The following is a 19,848-nucleotide window of genomic DNA, read 5'->3' as shown; positions in this document are numbered from 1 at the left end:
ATAATCCCTGAGAAAACCACCTGCCTTTGCAGCATGCGGGGCAGGATAAAACTTGCGGAAAGAGGCGGCAACTATGGAACTCAGTGTTTTTGAGGTCGTTGGCCCGATCATGATCGGCTCCTCCAGCTCGCATACTGCGGGTGCAGCCAAATTGGCCCGAATTGCGGGAATTATCGCGGGGGAACCGTATGACCGCGTATCGTTCGGGCTGCACGGCTCCTTTGCGAAAACATACCGCGGCCACGGCACCGACCGGGCGCTGGTATTCGGCGCGCTGGGATATTACGAAGACGACGAGCGTCTGCCGAACGCATTCGAAATGGCAAAGCAGGCCGGCCTCTCGTACAATTTTTACGAAACGGAGCTGGAGGGAGCGCATGAAAACACAGCCGTCCTCAGCTTTTTTCAGCAGGACCGCCTAATCTGCCGGGTGATCGGCTCCTCCATCGGCGGCGCGCAGATCATCATTACGCAGATCGACGACTTCCCCACATACTTCACCGCACAGTCCCCGGCACTGATTTTGAGCTATCAGGATCGCCCCGGGGCCATCAGCAAGCTGACAGGCGTTCTGGCGGAATACGGGATCAACATCGCGGTGATGAAGGTCAGCCGCCTGAAAAAGGGCGGTACCGCACTCTGCACGATCGAAACCGACGAGGCCATTCCAGAGCAAGCCGCTGAACAGCTCAGGACTATCCCCAAGGTGTTTCAGGTGCGCGCCATCAATCTTTTCAGAGAGGAGGAGTCGCCGTGTACCGAACCGCAGAAGAGCTGCTGAGTCAGGCGCAGGAACGGTCTGTTCCCCTCTGGCAGATCGTTCTGGAAAACGAAATGGAACTGACCGAAAAAACAGAACAGCAGGTTTTTGATCGGCTGGAGAAAACCTATGGGGTCATGAAGCGCTCTGCGACAAAAGCGCTTTCTAGCCCCCAGCACGCTATCGGCGGCCTGATTACCGGTGTCAGCCAGATCCAGAACGAATATTCCAATCTGGATTCTTCTCTGTGCGGCTCCTGGATGAACCATTCCATGGCGCTGGCTTTTTCGTGCAGCGAGGTCAACGCGGCCATGGGAAAAATCTGCGCGGCGCCCACCGCGGGCGCCTGCGGGATTCTGCCGGCGGTGCTCCTCTCTGTGCAGGGCAAACGCGGCCTGACGCTGCGGGAGGTTTTGTGCGGCCTGCTGACTGCCGCGGGGCTCGGCGCGATCATCACGCGCAACGCGACGGTGGCCGGAGCGGAGGGCGGGTGCCAGGCGGAGTGCGGCGTGGCCGCCGCAATGGCTTCGGCCGCCGCCGTGGAGCTTTGCCACGGCTCGCCGGAAGCCGCCCTGCACGCCGGAAGCTTCTGCCTGATGAACGCCATGGGGCTGGTCTGCGACCCGGTGGCCGGGCTGGTACAGGTGCCCTGCGCGCAGCGCAACGCCTCCCAAACCGTGAACGCTCTGCTCAGCGCGGACTGGGCACTCGCGGGCCAGCGCAGCGTCATCCCGCCGGATCAGGTGATCGCCGCCATGTACCACACCGGCAAAATGCTCCCCACCCAGCTGCGCGAAACCGCACAGGGCGGGCTGGCCGCTACCCCGGCTGCGAAGAGCATCTTTGAAAATATCTTCATCAAGCATGAGGAAACGAAAGCTTTCTAAAAAGCAGTCTGCCGCCTGTATCAAAACAGGCGGCAGACTGCTTTTGTAAGAGAGAGAAATCGGTAGATCAAATGGTCCTGATAAAATCAAATTGTCTGTCACGGCTCAAAAGAGCCGGAGTTTTTCTGTGGCTTTATTGCAAAGGGTGATCCTCGATCGGCCTTCCCCCGCTCACCACGGCATAATATGCGGCCCAACGAACGCCCAGATCACTGTGAAAACAACGACGGTTCCGACCGCGATCCAGCAGCCCTGAAGCATCTCCTTCAGGTTGTTGCAGCCTGCGATGCCCATCTGGCCGTTCATGTTGCTGCAGGGATAAGTGGAGCCGGTCAGCCGGGTCGCGCACAGAATGGAAATCGCGAACATGCTCATCGGCAATCCGGTCGCCTGCGCCGCACCGAGGAACATGCCGGCAATAATCTTGATTTCCGCGACCGCGGCCGCTTCAATTCCAAATCCGCCCACCACAGAGGAAATCAGCATAACCGCCGTCGGGCTGTTCTGAGAGAAGCTGCCGAGCAGATTGCCCAGCGCTGTAAATCCGCCGCCCGCTGTGACCATCTGCAGCAGCACGTCAATGGTGATAAAGATGATGAACATGCCAGCCTGGGACTGAACGCCCTTCACCGTTGCGCTAATGATATGCTCCGCATGCATCCTGGCGCACAGGGATACCACTGCGATCAGGATCATCATCACGATCAGCGCATAGGAGGTTCCCTGCTGAGTGAGGATACCGTACACGACCAGCACAATGAAGCTCACCAGGAACACGATGGTGCTGATGGTTTCCTGCCGGGTAATCACGATTTCATCCAGATTCTTCATGTCGTCGGAAAGGGTGTAGCTCTCCTTCCCCTCGGTGCGCTTCTGCGCGCGCAGGGCGCCGACCCACGCTCCGCCAATGAAGATAATGGCAAAGGGAAGCGCGGCTCCCAGCATCAGCTGGCCGTATGTAAGACCGGTCACTTCCATGGTAATCAGCGTAACGCCTGTCAGCGGCCCTAAAATCAGGCCCATCTCTCCGGAAATTTTAAAGAGAATCGCAACCACCGTCGGGGTAATCCCCAACGAAGCCATGACCGGGATCATGATCGGCGCAATCACCGCGTTGCCGCCGCCGAGCGTGCCGAGCAGGCCGCAGATCACAATCGAACAGATGACGAGCACCAGCTTCGCCTTTGTCTGCGTATTCACGCCGACCCGCTTGACGATCCAGTAAACCAGCGTATGCGTTACGTGCGCCTCTGTCATCACCTGACCAAGGCCGGCGCCCGCCATAATGATGATACCGATCAGCGCCGTGCTGCTGGACATAGCGGTCTCAAAGGACTTTGATACCGCCTTCAGATCCAGCCCGTTGAGAAAAATACCCGCGGTAATGCCGAGAATAATGGCCCAGGTATTATTTTTCCCCCGCAAAGACAGCACGATGTAGATCAGCAGCGGAATCAGGGCAAGAAGTGGAAAGGAATTCACGATTGCCCAGCTTCCAAGTTCCATAAAAACTCCTCCTTACAGAATAAATATTTAGCGATTCTTCGCAGTCAAACACTAAAGCAATTTGCGTGCCAACGTCAAAAACCGCAGAAGAATCGGAAAAAAAGCGAATCGCATTGCGATCCGCTTATAAAAATATTTCAAATGAAATACTTTGTTTGAAATGTTTCATTTCATTGAAAGACTTTTCCTCTCTACTTCGATCGGATTCGACAGAAAAAATGCTGAATTGGCGTTGGCATCGGATTTGCTAGTATTCTAGACAGAGCTTTTGAAACGGTTCTTGATCATAGAGACACAGGAGGAAATGGAATGAAAGAAAAAGACATACTGCGCCTGAAGGCGTTATACGAAAAGCTGCAGAACTACATAGACCACCCCTGGATTTTGAGGCACCGGCCATTTCATGTTGTCGGCAATGTCTATTTTGTGGGGAACAATTATGTATCAAGCTTTTTGATCGACGGCGGAAAGGATGGCCTGCTGCTGATCGACTGCGCGTTTCAGGAAACCGCCTATTTGTTATTTGACAGCATCCGCGCGCTTGGCTTTGATCCAGCCAATATCCGCAGGCTGTTTTTATCGCACGGGCATGTAGATCACTGCGGGGCCGCCCGGCTGGTGCAGGAATACAGCGGCTGTGAGGTGTTTCTCGGTGAGCGCGACCACTTCTTTTTCACCGAACGCCCCGACCTGATTTTATTTGAAAAGCATGTTCCGCGCTTTCCCATTCATCATTTTTATGAATACGACAAGCCGATCGTCTGGGGCAACACATCGATCACTCCCGTCCTGACGCCCGGCCATACGCCCGGCACCACCTCTTTTCTGATCCACACCCCTTACCGCGGCGACTCCGTTACCTGCGCCATGCACGGCGGGATCGGAATCAACGGCCTTTCACGGGAAGAACTGACGGAAAACCGCCTGCCCCTTACTCTGCAGCAGGAATTCCTGAATTCGCTGGAGCGCATGAAGAAAGAGAAGGTAGAGGTTATTCTGGCCTCACACGCACATCAGTACAACATGCTGGAGCGCGCCGCCAGGGACGACGGAACCGGCGCGGCTTTCCTGGACGACGGAACCGGCTGGAGCTGCATGATGGAAAAACATATAGCGCTTGTCAAAGAGCTGATGGAGGAATAAAAGAAACCGGGCTGCTCACCGCAGCCCGGCTTTTTTTTATTCCTGTTCCGGCTCGATATCCTTAAGCCTGCGCCACAGTGTGGTGGTGCTGATGCCCAGCTCCGCCGCTGTTTTTCGCTTATTTCCAAAGTTCCTTCTCAGCACCGCCAGCAGATGCTCCCGCTCTGTTTCCTGAGTCTGCGGCGCAAGAATGTCATCTTGTAAATCCAGCGCGTTGCTCACCAGCACTTCATCAATTACCGTCTCGTTCGAGATCGCGCAGATCCGCTCCGCAAAGTTGTCGAGCTCGCGCACGTTGCCCGGCCACTCCTGCGTTTCGAGCAGGCGGCGTGCCTCCGGCGTAAATTCCGCCGAATTAAGCCCGTTCTGCCGCAGCAGAATTCGCAGAATTGGCAGGATATCCGCCCGGCGGTTACGCAGGGGCGGCAGAGAGAGCGTCAGCACACACAGGCGGTAGTACAAATCCTTACGGAAGCGTCCTTTCTCCACCTCCTGCTTTAAATCCCGATTGGTCGCGGCGATGATGCGCACATCCACCGAAATGACCCGGTCGTCGCCCACGCGGGTCACCTCCTTTTCCTGAAGGACGCGCAGCAGACGGGACTGTACCTTCAGCGAAATTTCACCGATCTCGTCCATAAAGAGGGTGCCCTTGTGGGCCAGTTCAAAATAACCCGCGCGGCCATCGGCCCGCGCACCGGTAAAAGCACCCTTGACATAGCCGAACAGCTCGCTTTCCAGCAGACTTTCGGGGATCGCCGCGCAGTTGATCGCCACAAAGGGATCGTTTCTGCGCGCGCTGCTGTTATGGATGCTCTGGGCAAACAGTTCCTTACCGGTGCCCGTTTCCCCAAAGATCAGCACCGTACTGTTTGTTTTCGCGTACAGCTCCGCTTTCTTTTTGGTCTGCGCCATGACGGCGCTGTCGCCGCCAATATCGTCGAAGCTGTGCTTGGCGTAATACCCGCTTTGAATCAGGTTTTTCTGGATTCGTTTCTCCATGTCGCGGATGTGATCTGTTTCATGCAGGATCAGAACCGCGCCCACGGGTACTTCGTCTACCTGAATGAATTCGGAATTCAGCATCAGGTTCCCGCCGGGACAGGAGACGACATGGTTTGTAATCTTCCTGCCCTCGCGCAGCAGCTGCAGCGTCTTTTCATCCGGCAGCACCTTCTCCAGCGGCGGGTATTTCTCCCCGATATTCTGCAGCTTTAACAGCTGTCTTGCCACCGGGTTGCACTGAATGATCTGCTGATCCTGCCCAACGGCCAGCACTCCCTCCGAAACGCCGTTCAGGACCGCCTGCACCATTTTATACCGATGCTCCTGCTCCTGGTAAATCCGCAGATGATACTGGGCCTTTTCCACCGCATCGATATACGCCTCCCGGTCGATATCCACATGCACGAACGGAACCCCCAGGCGCTTGGCGGCACGGGCCACACCGCCGCCGCCCACAACAACCTGAATCCCCTGGCGAAGCACCTTTTTCACTTCGCTCTCAATATATTCCTCGCAGTCGCTGGCTGTGGTCTTTCCAAACTCCACGATCGTCAGGTTTTCCCGCAGCTTTGAGCGGTACTTATCGAAATTCTTGCGGTTTTTATACCACCCCAAAAGCGCCACCTTGTCCGACATTTCATACGCCTTTTCAATGGGCTCGAGAAAATCCAGAAAATCGTACTGCAAATCGACGATCGGGAGCGTGTGAACCTGCTTGATCAAATCCGGCACGCCGCCGCGGGCGATCATGACCCGCACGCCTTCCTGCATCTGCTTGCGCACATTTTCATGGATCTGATCAATTTTGGTGTAAATTACCTTTACCGGATACCCGCACTGTGCAAAAATCCGCTTTGCGTGCTCTATATGCTCCTCATACATGGTGATGTAACAGATTTCCGAAATCATTGCCGCTCCCCCTTTTGCAGTTGCCGCGTAAAACCTGAACGCTTTGTTTTCACTGATACTGTAAAATAATTATAGCACAAACCATGCCAACGCAAATATGGAAAGCATTCCCTGCCGGTTCTTTGACTGCATCACCCGGGCTGTTTTTCCGGCATTTTTGTCTTTTACATAAAACCCGGACTGGTCAGGCATAATAATGCAAATATTCTGGATAAAAAATACAGAAAAATTGGCAGCAGGTAGCATATGAAAAATAATTACCCTCAGTCCGTTGATTTCAAAATCAACCTGATTCAGGAGCAATTAGGCCATGGGAAGGATCTTTCGATTCAAAGGATGCGGCTGCACGAGGGCCTGAGCGGCGTTCTGATCGGCATTGTATTTTTAAGCAGCCTTGTGGACAAAGCCAAAGTCAGGGAAATGAGCCTTGAAATCAACCGGCTTTCCAACTCGGTGAAAAGCATCGGAAACAAAGATGAAATTTACTTTAAAATACTGCAAAACACCCCGTTGTGCGGCTCAAAAGTCTCAACCGGCTCAGATAATGAGGAGATGCTCCAGCAAATACTGGAGGGAAACACGGTAATCCTGTTTGACGAGATAGAGTTCTTTCTTGCCTACACCACCTACGGACCGGAAGGGAGAGCCATTCAGGAACCCACCTCCCAAACGGTAATCCGAGGCCCCAAAGAAGGCTTTACAGAAAAAATCGAGAACAACATCTCTCAAATCCGAAGAAGAATCAAAGATAAGTCTTTGCGGGTAGAGCCCTTAAAGCTTGGCACGATTACAAAAACCGATGTGGCGCTGCTCTATATGGAGGGAATCGCGCTCGAAAGCAACATCAAGGAGGTTCGAAAGAGACTTTCGGAAATTCAGATAGACGGGATTTTGGAAGGCCAAAACATTGAAGAGCTGATTCGGGACGATACGTATTCGCTGTTCCCAACCATTTACAACACGGAACGGCCCGACAATGTGTCTGCCGCACTGCTGGAAGGGAAAATCGCGATCATAGTGGACGGCACCCCCTATGTGCTTACCGTCCCCACTACTTTTATCGAGTTCTTCATCTCCAGCGAGGACTATTACCACAGTATTTACGATTCCGCACTGTTCCGCCTTGTTCGCCTGCTCTCGTTTTTTTTAACGGTTTTTGTGCCGGGCATTTATATTGCCTTGACGACGTTTGATCAGGAGCTGATCCCCACGCCTTTGCTGCTGAACATTGCGGCCCAGCGCGAAGGGGTACCCCTGCCCACCTTTTGGGAGGGGATTTTAATGGAAGTCACCTTTGAAATCCTGCGGGAAGCGGGAACCAGAATGCCGCGGGCAATCGGCCCCGCCATTTCCATTGTGGGCGCCCTGGTGCTGGGGCAGGCCGCCGTTCAGGCCGGATTTGTTTCTGCCGCGATGGTTATTGTGGTATCCATCACCGCAATCGCAAGCTTTTGCATCCCCAACACCGCCATGGCGGACGCACTGCGTATGACGCGGTTTATCGTTATGGTCCTGGCCGCCTATATGGGGCTGTACGGAATATTTATCTGCATGTTCGGCCTGGTTCTTCACCTTTGCAAGCTCAAATCGATCGGGGTGCCGTACATGACTCCCGTTGCGCCCGTCATCTCCAAGAAAAATACAGATCACATTTTCCGCGTGCCGCTGTGGGCGCGAAAGAAATATCCCAGCTTGTTCAGCAAAACAAAAAAACTGAGAAACCATATGGACGGCCCCACGCAAAAGAGGCAGACACAAACCCCCGAAAGGAAATAACATGCTGTGAAAAAAAGATTGCTCGCTTGTTTTTTCATCCTCAATCTGTTGTTTTTAACAGGCTGCTGGGATCGAAACGAATTGAATCAGCTGGCCTTTTCCACTGCTCTGGGATTTGACAGAAACAGCGAGGGCGATATAGTGATCACCGCGCAGATTTTGAACCCGCGGGCGATCGCCGCACAGAAAAACACCAACGAATCCTCAGTGGTGGTGGTTGCAAAGCAGGGCCACAGCATACTCGAAACCATCAGCAGCATGAGCACCGAATTATCCCGAGAGGTGGTCGGCACTCATATGCAGACGATCGTATTCGGAGAAAATTTTGCGAAAGAAGGAATCGCAGAAGCGACCGACTTCCTGCTGCGCTACTACCAGACCAGTTCAGAACTGTATTTTACCGTTGCCAAGGAAACCACGGCGAACGAAATTCTGAACAATCTGACCAAGCTGGAAAATGACCCTTCGGCAAAAATCAATTCCTCTATTGTAATCTCTCAGGATATCTGGGCGGAAACAAACGAAATCAAATTGACGGAGCTGGCAAACTGCCTGGCCAGCGACGGATTGAGCGCCGTCATGACAGGGATTGAAATGCAGGCTGAAAAGCCCGATGACTCGTTGGAAAAATTAAAACTGACGCAGAATGATCCGCTGAAATTAAGCGGTAACGCCATTTTGAAAGAGGATAAGCTGGTCGGATGGCTCAATGAAGAAGAGAGCCAGGGATATAATTATATTTTCGGGAATGCAAGTACCTCGGCTTTTGATCTGGAGGATGGGGTCGGTAAAGTTTCTCTGAATATGAAGCATATTACCTCTAAGCAGGAAATCTCCTGTGAGGGGGGTACCCCCAAAGTAACAGTGCTGCTTGAGATGCAGGCCACCATCCAAAACATGGACCGCAGCCTGGACATCTCAAAACAGGAAACGCTGAATCAGCTGCAGGTGCTGGCGGAAAAAAAGCTGAAAGGAATCTGCATGACTGCTGTGACAAAAGCAAAGGCGGTGAAAAGCGACATTTTTGGATTCGGCGCTGCCATTCACCGAACAGATCCGCAGCAGTGGAACACCGTGAAAAAGGACTGGAACGATACCGGCTTTGTCAATCTGCCCGTCGAAATCGAAGCGGACGTAACAATCATCGGAACAGATTCTATCAGCCAGATCATCAATGCAAAAAAGGAGTAGCCTATGAGCACCATCGCCATCGCCTTAATTGTGGCTTTCGTCGTGATATTATCCATCATCGAGGTCCCTAAGATGCTGAGGCGGTGTTTGTACAAAGAGCTGGTTCTGTACTCGGTATTTTTACTGATCGGCGCCGTCACAGGAATTCTGGTAACCCTTGATGTTAAGATACCCAATCCCTCCGATTCCCTTGCGCTTCTTCTAAGCCCCCTTGTGACGGTGGTAAAATTCATTTTAGGTTGAGAGGACACATGAATAAAGAAAAGATCAGCAATCATCAATTATATTCCCTGACAGCCTGTGCCACCTGCGGCTCTTCGCTCCTCGTTGTCGCTTCGCCTGTCACAGAATTATGTGGGCGTGACGGATGGATCGCCTCTATTGTGTCAAGCCTGTTCGGGGTCGTCTTTATTCTGCTCTACTATGCTTTGGGCCAGCTGTTCCCAAATAAGAATTTGATTCAGATCATTCGCACGGTTTTCGGCAAATGGCTGGGCGCAATCATCTCTATTTATTTTATTATTTTCTGCATTCACAGCGGGATACAGATCACCGCCTATATCGGCCAGTTCATCACGACGGAATACCTCATTACTTCGCCCGTTTACTCCATCAATCTGCTAATTCTTATCATTATGGCAGGCGCTCTGCTCTATGGCCTTGAAACCACCGTGCGTTCTTCCGAGATATTATTGAAGGTCGTTATTTTCATCATGGCTTTCCTGTTTCTGGCGAACATCTCAAATATTAAAGTCCATTATATTCAGCCGGTGCTTGAAAACGGCTTTTATCCCATTTTCAAAGGCAGCCTCTATATCACCAGCTACCGCATCTGGCCGCTGATCTTTTTAAACATGATCTACCCGATTCATACGGACAATTCTTCTTCTGCCCTAAAGGCAATGCTCAAAGGATATTTTCTGGGGTCACTGATTATGTTTCTGGTGATGCTGATGTCCATTCTGGTATTGGGCACACACGTAACCTCCGTTTTCGTATATCCCACTTACTTCCTCGCAAAGCAGATCAGCTTTGGCTTTTTGTCCCGCGTAGAGGGGCTGATCGTCGGCGCATGGCTCATTACCTTATTTTTTAAAGGATTTTGTTATTTTTACGCGGGAATTCAAAGCATCTCTACCTTCATGCGTTTGAAAGATTGCCGGAAAATCGTGTGCCCTATCCTGTTTGTGGTTCTGATCTATTCCAACATTGTATACCCGAGCAGCGCTTATCTGGCCTTTTGGGACAAATATGTCTGGATTTCGTATTCCTTTACCGCAGGGTTTCTTTTGCCCGCCTTCATTGTAATCGTCTATTTCATCCAAAAAGCACTTCAGAAAACGAGCCGGCCGGAGCTTGCGCAGGATTCAGCCTGACTCTCCCATTTAAAAAATTTGTTTAAACAACAGGCCGGCCATTCAAATTTTCTATTCACTCTGAAAAATGGAACAAAAAGCAGCGTACAGCCGGGCACCGGTTTGTGCGCTGCTTTTGTAAAGAAATGGGCCCGGGCTTGTCAATCCGGAACAGGCAGGTTACAATAAGGGACAGAGAAAGCAAGGTGATACCATGTACCGGATTCTGATCGTGGAAGACAATTCAGGAATTGCGGCAGCGATGAAAAAGCATATTGAAGCATGGGGACTGGAAGCGATGTGCGCCGAGGATTTTCAGAATGTGCTCACGACGTTTTCCGAATACAACCCGCACCTGATTCTGCTGGACATTTCGCTGCCCTTTTTCAACGGGTACCACTGGTGCAGTGAAATCCGCAAGGTATCGAAGGTCCCCATTGTTTTTATCTCCTCGGCCTCTGAAAACATGAACATCGTCATGGCAATGAATATGGGCGGTGATGATTTTATCGCAAAGCCCTTCGACCTAACTGTTTTCATGGCAAAAATACAGGCGATCCTGCGCAGAACCTACGACTTTTCGGGACAGGTTTCCGTGCTGGAGCACAGGGGCGCCCTGCTGAACACCGCGGACGCCACGCTGACCTACCAGGGAGAGCGCATCGACCTGACAAAGAACGATTACCGCATCTTACAGGCGCTGATGGAGCGCAAAGGCCAGGTGGTCAGCCGCGAAAAGCTGATGGAACGGCTGTGGGAAACCGACAGCTTTGTGGATGAAAACACACTGACCGTAAACATGACGCGTCTGCGCAAAAAGCTCGACGCCGCGGGTCTGACGCATTTTATCACCACCAAGGTCGGGATGGGTTATCTGGTGGAATAGACCACCGGAAAGGGGCAGACTATGAGAGTATGGAGCCGCTATTTCAGGGCGTACACAAAGCAGATCGTCGTCTATTTTCTGTTCTGCGCCATTTTTCTGCTCACCTTTGCTTTATACGATCTTCCGTTGGCGGCGGTGCTGTACCCCGCGGCCATCTGTACCGTTTTGGGACTGGCGATCCTGATTCTGGATTTCATTTCCTTTGCCGCGCGGCATAAGGAGCTGCTGGCCTTATATTCGGAGGTCACTGTTACCGTAAAGCGCCTTCCGCATGCAAAAAGCCTGCTGGAAGAGGATTATCAGCAGATCATTCTTTCTCTGTTTCAGGAAAAGGTGGATTTGGAAAACCGGATGGAGAGCCGCTATACGGATTTGATTGAATACTATACCGTTTGGGCGCACCAGATCAAAACCCCGATCGCCTCGATGCACCTGAGTCTGCAGGAGGATGATTCCCCCTTCAGCCGCGAGCTGACGGAGGAGCTGCAGAGCATCGAGCAGTATGTGGATATGGTGCTTTGCTACCTGCGGCTGGATTCCTCTTCGACGGATTATTTGATCCGAAGCTGCGATCTGGACGCCATCCTCCGGCAGGCCGTGCGCAAGTTTGCTTCGCAGTTCATCCGCCGCAAGATCAAACTGGTTTACGAGCCGACCGGTTTTTCCGTTTTAACGGATGAAAAATGGCTGCTGTTCGTTCTGGAGCAGCTGCTTTCCAACGCGATCAAATACACCAAAGGCGGGGGCACTGTTTCCATCACCATGAACGAGCCGGGCATTCTCTGCATCAGCGATACCGGTATTGGCATCGCACCGGAGGACCTGCCGCGTATTTTTGAAAAAGGCTATACCGGCTACAACGGGCGCGGCGACAAAAAGGCGAGCGGGATCGGCCTGTACCTTTGCCGCCGGATCTGCGGCAACCTGCGGCACCGCATTACGGCCCGCTCCGCGCTGGGGAACGGAACCGTGATCTGCCTGGATTTGAACCGCACAGAGCTGGAACGGGAATAGCGCTTTTGGCAGCGCCTTTCAAAACTGTAAGAAAATCGAGGGGAAATGTAAGCCGATTCGATGGCGGCTCATTTCTCCTTTTTGCTACAATAAGCCCATAACAAGGAGGAATGCCAAATGTCTATTCTCGAAGTCAACAACCTGAAAAAGGTATATACCACCCGCTTTGGCGGGAATCAGGTGGAAGCGCTGAAAAATGTTTCGTTCAGCGTGGAAAAGGGCGAATATGTAGCGATCATGGGAGAATCCGGCTCCGGTAAAACGACGCTTTTAAATATTCTGGCCGCTCTCGATAAGCCCACAGGCGGCTCTGTGCTGCTAGACGCGCGCGATTTTTCCAAGATCAGGGAATCGGAAATCGCCTCTTTCCGCAGGGATAATCTGGGCTTTGTATTTCAGGATTTCAACCTGCTCGACACGTTCTCTCTGATGGACAACATTTATCTTCCACTGGTGCTGGCCGGCGTACCGCACCAGGAAATGGAGCGGCGCCTAAAGCCGATCGCAGAGCAGCTCGGGATTTCGGAGTTACTTTCCAAATACCCCTATGAGGTATCGGGCGGACAAAAGCAGCGCGCCGCCGTGGCCAGGGCGCTGATTACGAACCCCAGGCTGATTCTGGCCGATGAACCGACCGGCGCGCTGGATTCCAAATCCACAGACGAGCTGCTGCAGCTGTTCGCGCAGATCAACCTCAGCGGGCAGACCATTTTGATGGTGACCCATTCGGTAAAAGCCGCCTGCCACGCGGGCCGCGTTCTGTTCATCAAAGACGGGGAAGTCTTTCACCAGATTTACCGCGGCGGCAGCACCAAAGAAGCCATGTACCAGAAAATTTCTGATACGCTTACCGTTCTTGCGACAGGCGGTGACCGGAAATGAAACACGGCTTTTACGCCCGCCTGGCCTGGACGGGAATCCAGAAGAACCGCAAAACGTATCTGCCGTACCTTCTCACCTGTGTGGGAATGGTGATGATGTATTACCTTGTCAGCTTCCTTTCCAAAAACGCGAATGTCGCTCTCATCCGGGGCGGTGATACCCTGCAGGCAATTCTGGGACTGGGAAGCGGGGTCATCGCTATTTTCGCCGTCATTTTTCTGTTTTACACCAACTCGTTCCTGATCCGCCGAAGGAAAACGGAATTTGGCCTTTATAACATTCTGGGGATGGGAAAATGGAATCTGACCCGCATCCTGCTTTGGGAAAGCGCCGCGATCTGCGCCATTTCTCTTCTTGGCGGGCTGTTTTTCGGCATTCTGTTTTCCAAGCTGGCGGAGCTGCTGCTGGTAAACCTGTTGGGCGGCAAAGCCAACTTTACCTTTACCGTAGAGCCGGGCGCCATCTTATCCGCAGTGCTGCTGTTCCTCGGCATTTTCGTTCTTATTTTTCTCAATACCTTCCGCCAGATTCACGTTTCAAAGCCCATTGAGCTGCTGCACAGCGAAACGGTGGGCGAACGCCCGCCGAAAGCGAACTGGATTGTGGCGGTTTTGGGTGTGGTCATTCTGGCATTCGCGTACTATGTGTCGGTTACCATCGAGAACCCCCTTGCCGCTCTGGTATGGTTCTTTGGGGCGGCCGCCATGGTGGTCGTTGCCAGCTACCTTCTGTTTATAGCGGGCTCGGTCGTGCTCTGCAAGATTCTGCAGAAAAACAAAGGCTATTATTATAAGACCCGCCATTTTGTTTCGGTCTCTTCCATGATGTACCGCATGAAGCGCAACGGCGCTGGCCTGGCCTCGATCTGCATCCTGTCTACGATGGTGCTTGTCATGCTGTCCTCTACCGTCTGCCTGTTCGTCGGCACAGAGGATTCCCTGCATGGGCGCTACCCCAGAGATATTACGATCCAAACCAGCACCCTTGAAGAAGCTCAGACCAATCAGGTGCATCAGGCTGCGGAAGATGTGCTGAAAAAGCACCAGCTGCAGCAGGAAAATTTCCTGCAGTACCGTTACCTCAGCCTGGCAGCTATTCTTGAGGATAACAGGCTCAATTTCAACCGCGGCATGCTGGATTCCTCTTCGCTGAAAAACACCGGCCTGATTCGCCAGGTATTCGTCCTTTCCCTGGACGAATACAACCGCCTGACCGGCTCAAACGAGGCTCTGGCCGCGGATGAGGTGCTTCTGTGCAGCACAAAGACCGACTATACCAGCGATACCATTGCATTGCAGAAGGAAAGCACCAAAAAAATCAAGAAAATCGTCCCGAAGTTTTTACAAAGCGGGGCTGACGCCGCGCAAATTTACCCGTCCCTGTTTTTGATCGTTCCGGATTTTGAACAGGAGCGTCGGGTATTTCGTGAATGGGCCAAAACCTACTCGGAATATGAGATTTCTGCCGAGTCTGATTTTTACGGGTTTGATCTTTCCTGCGACGATTCTGAGGAAATCGCCATTCGGGAAGAAATTTCGCAGAAGATTCAGAAGCTTCAGCAGGAGGACCCGGATTTTGCTTCTGTACATGTCGAAAGCCTCGCAATCAACCGCTCGGAATTCTATGGTATGAACGGCGGGCTGCTCTTCCTGGGCATTCTGCTGGGGATCGTATTTGTGTTTGCCGCCGTGTTGATTATGTACTACAAGCAGATTTCAGAGGGCTATGAGGATCAGAACCGCTTTGAAATCATGCAAAAGGTCGGCATGACAAAACGGGAAATCAAGAAGAGCATCAATTCGCAGGTGCTCACCGTGTTCTTCCTCCCTCTGATTGCGGCAGGCATACACGTAGCCTTTGCTTTCCCGATCATCTCAAAGCTTCTGCTGCTGTTCGGCCTTTTCAACACGACGCTTCTCATCGTGGTTTCCATTGCGTGCTACCTGATATTTGCCCTGTTTTATGTACTGGTCTATCTCATTACGTCCCGCGCGTATTACGACATTGTCAGCGGCGCAAAATGAGAACCTCTGTCCCCCGCCTTTATTCTTTTCCTTTAAAAAAATCAGGCCGCCTCTGTAAGAGGCGGCCTGATTTCATGATCAGCGAAACACAAAGGTCAGAATTACAAGGATGCCGAGAACGATTCTGTACCAGCCGAACACCTTAAAGTCGTGCCGCTTGATATAGACCGTTAAAAACCGGATCGCAAGCAGCGATACGAGAAAAGCCACCAGCGTACCCACCAGCAAAACCGCCATTTCCAGGCTGGTGGCGGGCAGGCCGTACTTTACCATTTTCAGCAGGCTCGCACCGAACATCACCGGGATCGCCAGATAAAACGTGAACTCTGTGGCCGCGACTCTGGACGTGCCAAGCAGCATCGCGCCGATGATCGTTGCTCCTGAACGGGAGGTGCCGGGGATCAGCGCAAGAACCTGAAACAGCCCGATCAAAAATGCTGTTTTGTAGTTCATCTGGCTGACGTCGCGTATTTTGGCAGAGGAATCCCTGTGGCGGTTCTCAATGACAATAAACAGAATACCGTACAGCACCAGCGTGAAGGATACGGTCTGGTAGTTATAAAACAAAGCGTTGATCGGGTCGTCGAACAACAGCCCGATGACTGCGGCCGGGATACACGCAGCAATTATTTTCATCCATAAGGAAATCGTATCGCTCTCAATATGCAATCTTCCTTCGTTCGAAAACGGCCACAGCTTTTTCCAGTAAAACACGATGACGGCCAGAATCGCCCCCAGCTGAATGACCACAAAAAAGAGCTCCTTGAATTCTGCCGATGCGTTCAGCTTTAAAAACTGATCCACCAGAATCAAATGGCCCGTACTGCTGATCGGCAGCCACTCGGTGATTCCTTCTACAATGCCTAAAAAAACTGCTTTTAAAATTTCTACTACATTCATACCTCTGTTATGGCTCCAATTCTGTTAGGATAAGCAAAAGGTTGCCGGTTCCTGCCGCCGATCGCCGAAATCCAATTTTGCCTTCGCTCTATCATAGAATAGAATCGTTTATTTTTCAACTGGTTCTTCTACCATTCGGTATCCGACGCCCATTTCTGTGAGAATGTATTTGGGTGCCCCGGGGTTCGCCTCTATTTTTCTGCGGATATTGGCCATGTTGACGCGCAGGGTATGGCTTTCATCAGTGTAAACGCCCCATACCTCCCGTATGATAAAATCGTGAGTGAGCACCTTGCCCGCGTTTTGAGACAGCAAAACTAAAATTTTATATTCTATGGGGGTCAGGTGAATCCGCTCCCCGACTCTGGATACCGTTCGTTTATTATAATCGATTTCCAGCTCCCCGATGGTCACCTTTTCTTCCCCCGCCGCGTTCGTGCCGGCTGACTGCAGGCTATGCCGCATGGCCGTGCGGATCCGGGCCAGCAGCTCAGAGGTTCCAAACGGCTTTACGATATAATCATCGGCGCCCAAATCGAGGGCGGACACCTTTTCGCGCTCGTGCCCGCGGGCCGAAACCACAATGACGGGCGTTTTAGACCATTCGCGTATTTGCCGAAGGATTTCGGTGCCGTCGATATCCGGCAGTCCCAAATCAAGCAGGACGATGTCCGGAACATGAGAGGTGAACAGTGAAAGACCTTCCTTCCCCGTTTTGGCCTTTACCACCTGATACTGATTGGAGGTTAAAATGGCCGATATAAAATTGCAGATGGCGTCCTCATCCTCAATGATCAAAACCGTCGGCTTGATGTCCAAGTCATTCACTCCCTTTCAGCGGCAGGGTAAAGCGGAACACCGCTCCGCCGCCTTCTCTGTTTTCGGCCTCCAAAGTGCCCTGATGCGCCTGAATAATCGTTTTGCAGATTGACAGCCCGATCCCCATCCCTCTGGAGGAATCGGCGCTTCTGCTTTTGCCGGGCGTATCGCTTGTGAACAGATAGGGAAAATCCTCGCCGGAAATCCCCCTGCCGCGATCGAGCACCGCGAATTTTGCCGACTTTTCTTCCTTTTCCAAATGGATTTCAACCGCAGAATCGTTGGGAGAAAATTTAATGGCGTTTTCCAGAAGATTGATCAGCACCTGTACGATCAGGGTTCCATCCATGGGGACCTCCAGAAATTCTTCCGGAACACGAACCAGAATTTCACGCTTTGGAAACCTCTGCTTGATGCGGCTGACGGCCTCCCCCACAACCTCTTCCGCGGCCTCCGGACTTTTCACCAGATTCGAGGCGTTTTCACTGATCCGCGTAACGGAAAGCAGGTTTTCCACCATGCGGATCAGCCATTGGGATTCCTCCTGAATATTGGCTACCAGACTGTCCCGCGTGCTTTCGTCCAGCATGCTCCCATTTTCGCGGATGGCGGAGCTGGCGCCCAGAATCCCGGCGAGGGGCGTGCGCAGATCATGAGAAATGGCGCGCAGAAGGGTACTGCGCATTTTTTCCTTTTCTGACGCCACCATCACGTTCCTCTGCTCGTCGGAAAGATGCTGGCGCTCCAGCGCCATGGCGACCTGTGAGGCGATCATGCGCAGGAACAGGCGCGTGCTATGATCCAGCGTCCCCTTGGAGCAGGAGATTCCCCACACCGCCAGAACCTTCCCCTGAGAGATCACCGGCATATAAAACGCCGCCGCACCCATGAGGGTATCCGTTCCGGCGCCGGCGCGCTTTTGATTGAGAAACACCCAGTGCGCTACCGCCTTTTCATCCGAGGTATTCAGGACGGTCGCGTCGATATCATCGGCCGCCTGCAGCACGGTACCGTCCTCCCCGTGCTCGGGGTCAACCGTGAAAAACACGACGGAGCGCCCGAACAGCTTGACCAGAGAATCGTTTGTCAGCGCCACGATGCGGTCAAGCCCTCTGGTTGCGAGAAGCTTCTTGTTGATCTCGTACAAAACCTCTGTACGGTGCTCGCGCTTTACGGCGAGCCGCGCCTCTGCTTTGATGCGCACGGTTAGGGTACTGGTAATCAAAGCGACCAGCAGCATGATGATGAAGGTAAGCGGGTAGGCGGTTTGAATGGCATTGAATGTAAAATACGGTTCCGTAAAAAAGAAATTGAAGGTCAGCACGCTGATGACGGAGGCGGCAATTCCATAGACATACCCTTCCGTCACCCGTGAAATCAGCAGGACAGAAAAAATGTACACCATAATAATGTTCTGGTTCATCACGTCCAGCCGGTGGATGCCAAAGCAAAGCAGAGTAGCGGCCGCCAAAATCAAAACCGATTTGATCGCGTCCGCCCACGATAAGCGGAAATTCTCCGTTTTCACCTTCTGGCGCGGCCTCTTATAGGCTCGTTTGACCGCACCCCCGGGAATGATGTGCACCTCGATGCTGGGCAGAAGCGCAATCAGATGATCTTCAAAATCTATGTCGAACAGATTTTTCAGCGTTTTTTTGTTTCTGCTTTTGCCGACAACGATATTGGTAATGCCGGAAAGCTTTGCATATTCCGCAACGGTAACCGCAATATCGTGCCCCGTCAGGTTGACAACCTCCGCGCCGAGCTTTTCGGCCAAATCCATATTTCCCCGGATCGTTTTCTGCTGCTCTGCGGTCATCTGCTCGCTTTCAATGTCCTCTACATACAGCGCGACCCAGCTTGCGTGGAAAGCCTCCGCCGCCCGCGCCGTCCACCGGATACATTTTGCGGACGAGGGCGACGCTCCGATGCAGACAAGCAGCTTGGTGTTCGCCATTTTGTCGGACAGGCTCCGTTCGTTCTGATTCTCGAAGCTGATTTTATCCGTTGTGCAGCGCAGCGCGATTTCGCGCAGAAGCCGCAGGTTTTTCCGCGTGAAAAAATTCCGCATCGCCGTCTCCGCGCGCTCCGGACGATAGATTTTTCCGCTTTCAAAGCGCCGCAGGAGTTCATCCGGCTCAATATCGACCAGCTCGATTGTTTCGGCGCGATCGAAAACAGAATCGGGCACCGTTTCCTGCACCTGAATTTTGGTGATGTTCTCAATGATATCGTTCAGGCTTTCCATATGCTGAACGTTTACGGTCGTATACACGTCGATTCCGGCCCCGAGCAGCTCTTCAATATCCTGATACCGCTTTTTGTTGCGGGCGCCCGGCGCGTTGGTGTGGGCGAGTTCATCCACAAGGATCAGCTCGGGCCTGCGCCTCAAAGCTTCGTCCAGATCAAACTCCTTCAGCTCGATCCCGCGGTAGGATATTGTTTTCGGCGCAAGCACCGGAAGACCATGCAGCTTCTGCATGGTCTCGGGGCGGGTATGCGGCTCAATGTAGCCGACCAGAACGTCCATTCCGCTTTTATAGCGCTCCTGCGCATTCTCCAGCATGGCATAGGTTTTGCCTACGCCCGCGGCATAGCCGAAAAAGATTTTCAGCCTGCCCTGCCGCTGCTCCTGGTCCGTTTCCAGCTCTTCTAAAATGGCGTCGGGGTCCGGCCTCAGGTCAAAGGCTTCCACTTAAAACTCACCGCCTTTTCAAAATATCATACCACTTTTGGCAATTACAGTCATGCCATTTTAATAAAATGGAGGATTTCTCCCCCCGCCTGTGGC

16 protein-coding genes are annotated in these 19,848 nt (G+C 52.4%); 11 read left to right on the top strand and 5 right to left on the bottom strand.

Going from position 1 to position 19,848, the window contains the following annotated elements; translation table 11 throughout:
• Positions 1-73 precede the first annotated feature (73 nt).
• Positions 74-781: an L-serine ammonia-lyase, iron-sulfur-dependent subunit beta gene (sdaAB, locus tag HMPREF1141_RS03350; protein ID WP_009061064.1), complete on the top strand. Its 708-nt coding sequence runs from the start codon at positions 74-76 to the stop codon at positions 779-781.
• Positions 754-1,647 carry an L-serine ammonia-lyase, iron-sulfur-dependent, subunit alpha gene (sdaAA, locus tag HMPREF1141_RS03345; RefSeq protein ID WP_009061017.1) on the top strand — a complete coding sequence of 298 codons (894 nt, stop codon included), beginning with the start codon at positions 754-756 and terminating at the stop codon, positions 1,645-1,647. The genes sdaAB and sdaAA overlap by 28 nt, the downstream gene beginning before the upstream one ends.
• Positions 1,648-1,818: 171 nt before the next feature.
• Here sdaAA and HMPREF1141_RS03340 read toward each other — a convergent pair whose 3' ends face one another.
• On the bottom strand, positions 1,819-3,153 hold the full coding sequence (locus HMPREF1141_RS03340) for a TRAP transporter large permease subunit (RefSeq protein ID WP_009061057.1): 1,335 nt from the start codon (positions 3,151-3,153) through the stop codon (positions 1,819-1,821).
• A gap of 309 nt (positions 3,154-3,462) precedes the next feature.
• Here HMPREF1141_RS03340 and HMPREF1141_RS03335 point away from each other — a divergent pair, with 309 nt between their 5' ends.
• Positions 3,463-4,296, top strand: coding sequence for an MBL fold metallo-hydrolase (locus tag HMPREF1141_RS03335; protein ID WP_009061090.1), 834 nt, complete (start codon positions 3,463-3,465; stop codon positions 4,294-4,296).
• Positions 4,297-4,332: 36 nt separating this feature from the next.
• On the opposite strand, the gene HMPREF1141_RS03330 is transcribed toward HMPREF1141_RS03335, so the two are convergent.
• Positions 4,333-6,210 carry a sigma 54-interacting transcriptional regulator gene (locus HMPREF1141_RS03330; RefSeq protein WP_009061032.1) on the bottom strand — a complete coding sequence of 626 codons (1,878 nt, stop codon included), beginning with the start codon at positions 6,208-6,210 and terminating at the stop codon, positions 4,333-4,335.
• Between the two features lie 246 nt (positions 6,211-6,456).
• Here HMPREF1141_RS03330 and HMPREF1141_RS03325 point away from each other — a divergent pair, with 246 nt between their 5' ends.
• From HMPREF1141_RS03325 to HMPREF1141_RS03290, 8 genes are all read left to right on the top strand, one after another.
• Positions 6,457-7,986 carry a spore germination protein gene (locus tag HMPREF1141_RS03325; protein WP_009061104.1) on the top strand — a complete coding sequence of 510 codons (1,530 nt, stop codon included), beginning with the start codon at positions 6,457-6,459 and terminating at the stop codon, positions 7,984-7,986.
• A gap of 6 nt (positions 7,987-7,992) precedes the next feature.
• Positions 7,993-9,177, top strand: coding sequence for a Ger(x)C family spore germination protein (locus HMPREF1141_RS03320; protein WP_009061062.1), 1,185 nt, complete (start codon positions 7,993-7,995; stop codon positions 9,175-9,177).
• 3 nt (positions 9,178-9,180) lie between these two features.
• Entirely contained in the window at positions 9,181-9,420 is a 240-nt protein-coding gene (locus HMPREF1141_RS03315; RefSeq protein WP_009061099.1) for a hypothetical protein, read from the top strand.
• Positions 9,421-9,428: 8 nt separating this feature from the next.
• On the top strand, positions 9,429-10,553 hold the full coding sequence (locus tag HMPREF1141_RS03310; RefSeq protein WP_009061073.1) for an endospore germination permease: 1,125 nt from the start codon (positions 9,429-9,431) through the stop codon (positions 10,551-10,553).
• Between the two features lie 193 nt (positions 10,554-10,746).
• Positions 10,747-11,418, top strand: coding sequence for a response regulator transcription factor (locus HMPREF1141_RS03305; protein ID WP_009061042.1), 672 nt, complete (start codon positions 10,747-10,749; stop codon positions 11,416-11,418).
• Positions 11,419-11,439: 21 nt separating this feature from the next.
• Positions 11,440-12,432 carry a sensor histidine kinase gene (locus HMPREF1141_RS03300; protein ID WP_009061021.1) on the top strand — a complete coding sequence of 331 codons (993 nt, stop codon included), beginning with the start codon at positions 11,440-11,442 and terminating at the stop codon, positions 12,430-12,432.
• A 117-nt stretch (positions 12,433-12,549) separates the two neighbouring features.
• Positions 12,550-13,314: an ABC transporter ATP-binding protein gene (locus HMPREF1141_RS03295; RefSeq protein ID WP_009061102.1), complete on the top strand. Its 765-nt coding sequence runs from the start codon at positions 12,550-12,552 to the stop codon at positions 13,312-13,314.
• Positions 13,311-15,338 (top strand): ABC transporter permease, encoded by a 2,028-nt coding sequence (locus tag HMPREF1141_RS03290; protein WP_009061071.1) that lies wholly within the window; start codon positions 13,311-13,313, stop codon positions 15,336-15,338. Before HMPREF1141_RS03295 ends, HMPREF1141_RS03290 begins: the two co-directional genes overlap by 4 nt.
• Before the next feature lie 78 nt (positions 15,339-15,416).
• Here the strand turns inward: HMPREF1141_RS03290 and HMPREF1141_RS03285 are convergent, their stop codons facing one another.
• From HMPREF1141_RS03285 to HMPREF1141_RS03275, 3 genes are all read right to left on the bottom strand, one after another.
• Positions 15,417-16,238: an undecaprenyl-diphosphate phosphatase gene (locus HMPREF1141_RS03285; protein WP_009061009.1), complete on the bottom strand. Its 822-nt coding sequence runs from the start codon at positions 16,236-16,238 to the stop codon at positions 15,417-15,419.
• Positions 16,239-16,346: 108 nt separating this feature from the next.
• Entirely contained in the window at positions 16,347-17,057 is a 711-nt protein-coding gene (locus tag HMPREF1141_RS03280) for a response regulator transcription factor (RefSeq protein WP_009061111.1), read from the bottom strand.
• A gap of 1 nt (position 17,058) precedes the next feature.
• The gene (locus HMPREF1141_RS03275; protein ID WP_009061055.1) at positions 17,059-19,752 is read right to left on the bottom strand and encodes a sensor histidine kinase KdpD; all 2,694 of its coding nucleotides are present in this window, start codon (positions 19,750-19,752) and stop codon (positions 17,059-17,061) included.
• Between the last annotated feature and the right edge of the window lie 96 nt (positions 19,753-19,848).

The sequence above is a fragment of the Clostridium sp. MSTE9 genome, assembly GCF_000277625.1.
Classification (GTDB): domain Bacteria; phylum Bacillota; class Clostridia; order Oscillospirales; family Acutalibacteraceae; genus Faecalispora; species Faecalispora jeddahensis.
The sequence above is the reverse complement of the archived record's forward strand: the minus strand, read 5'-3'. Positions and strand labels throughout refer to the sequence as shown.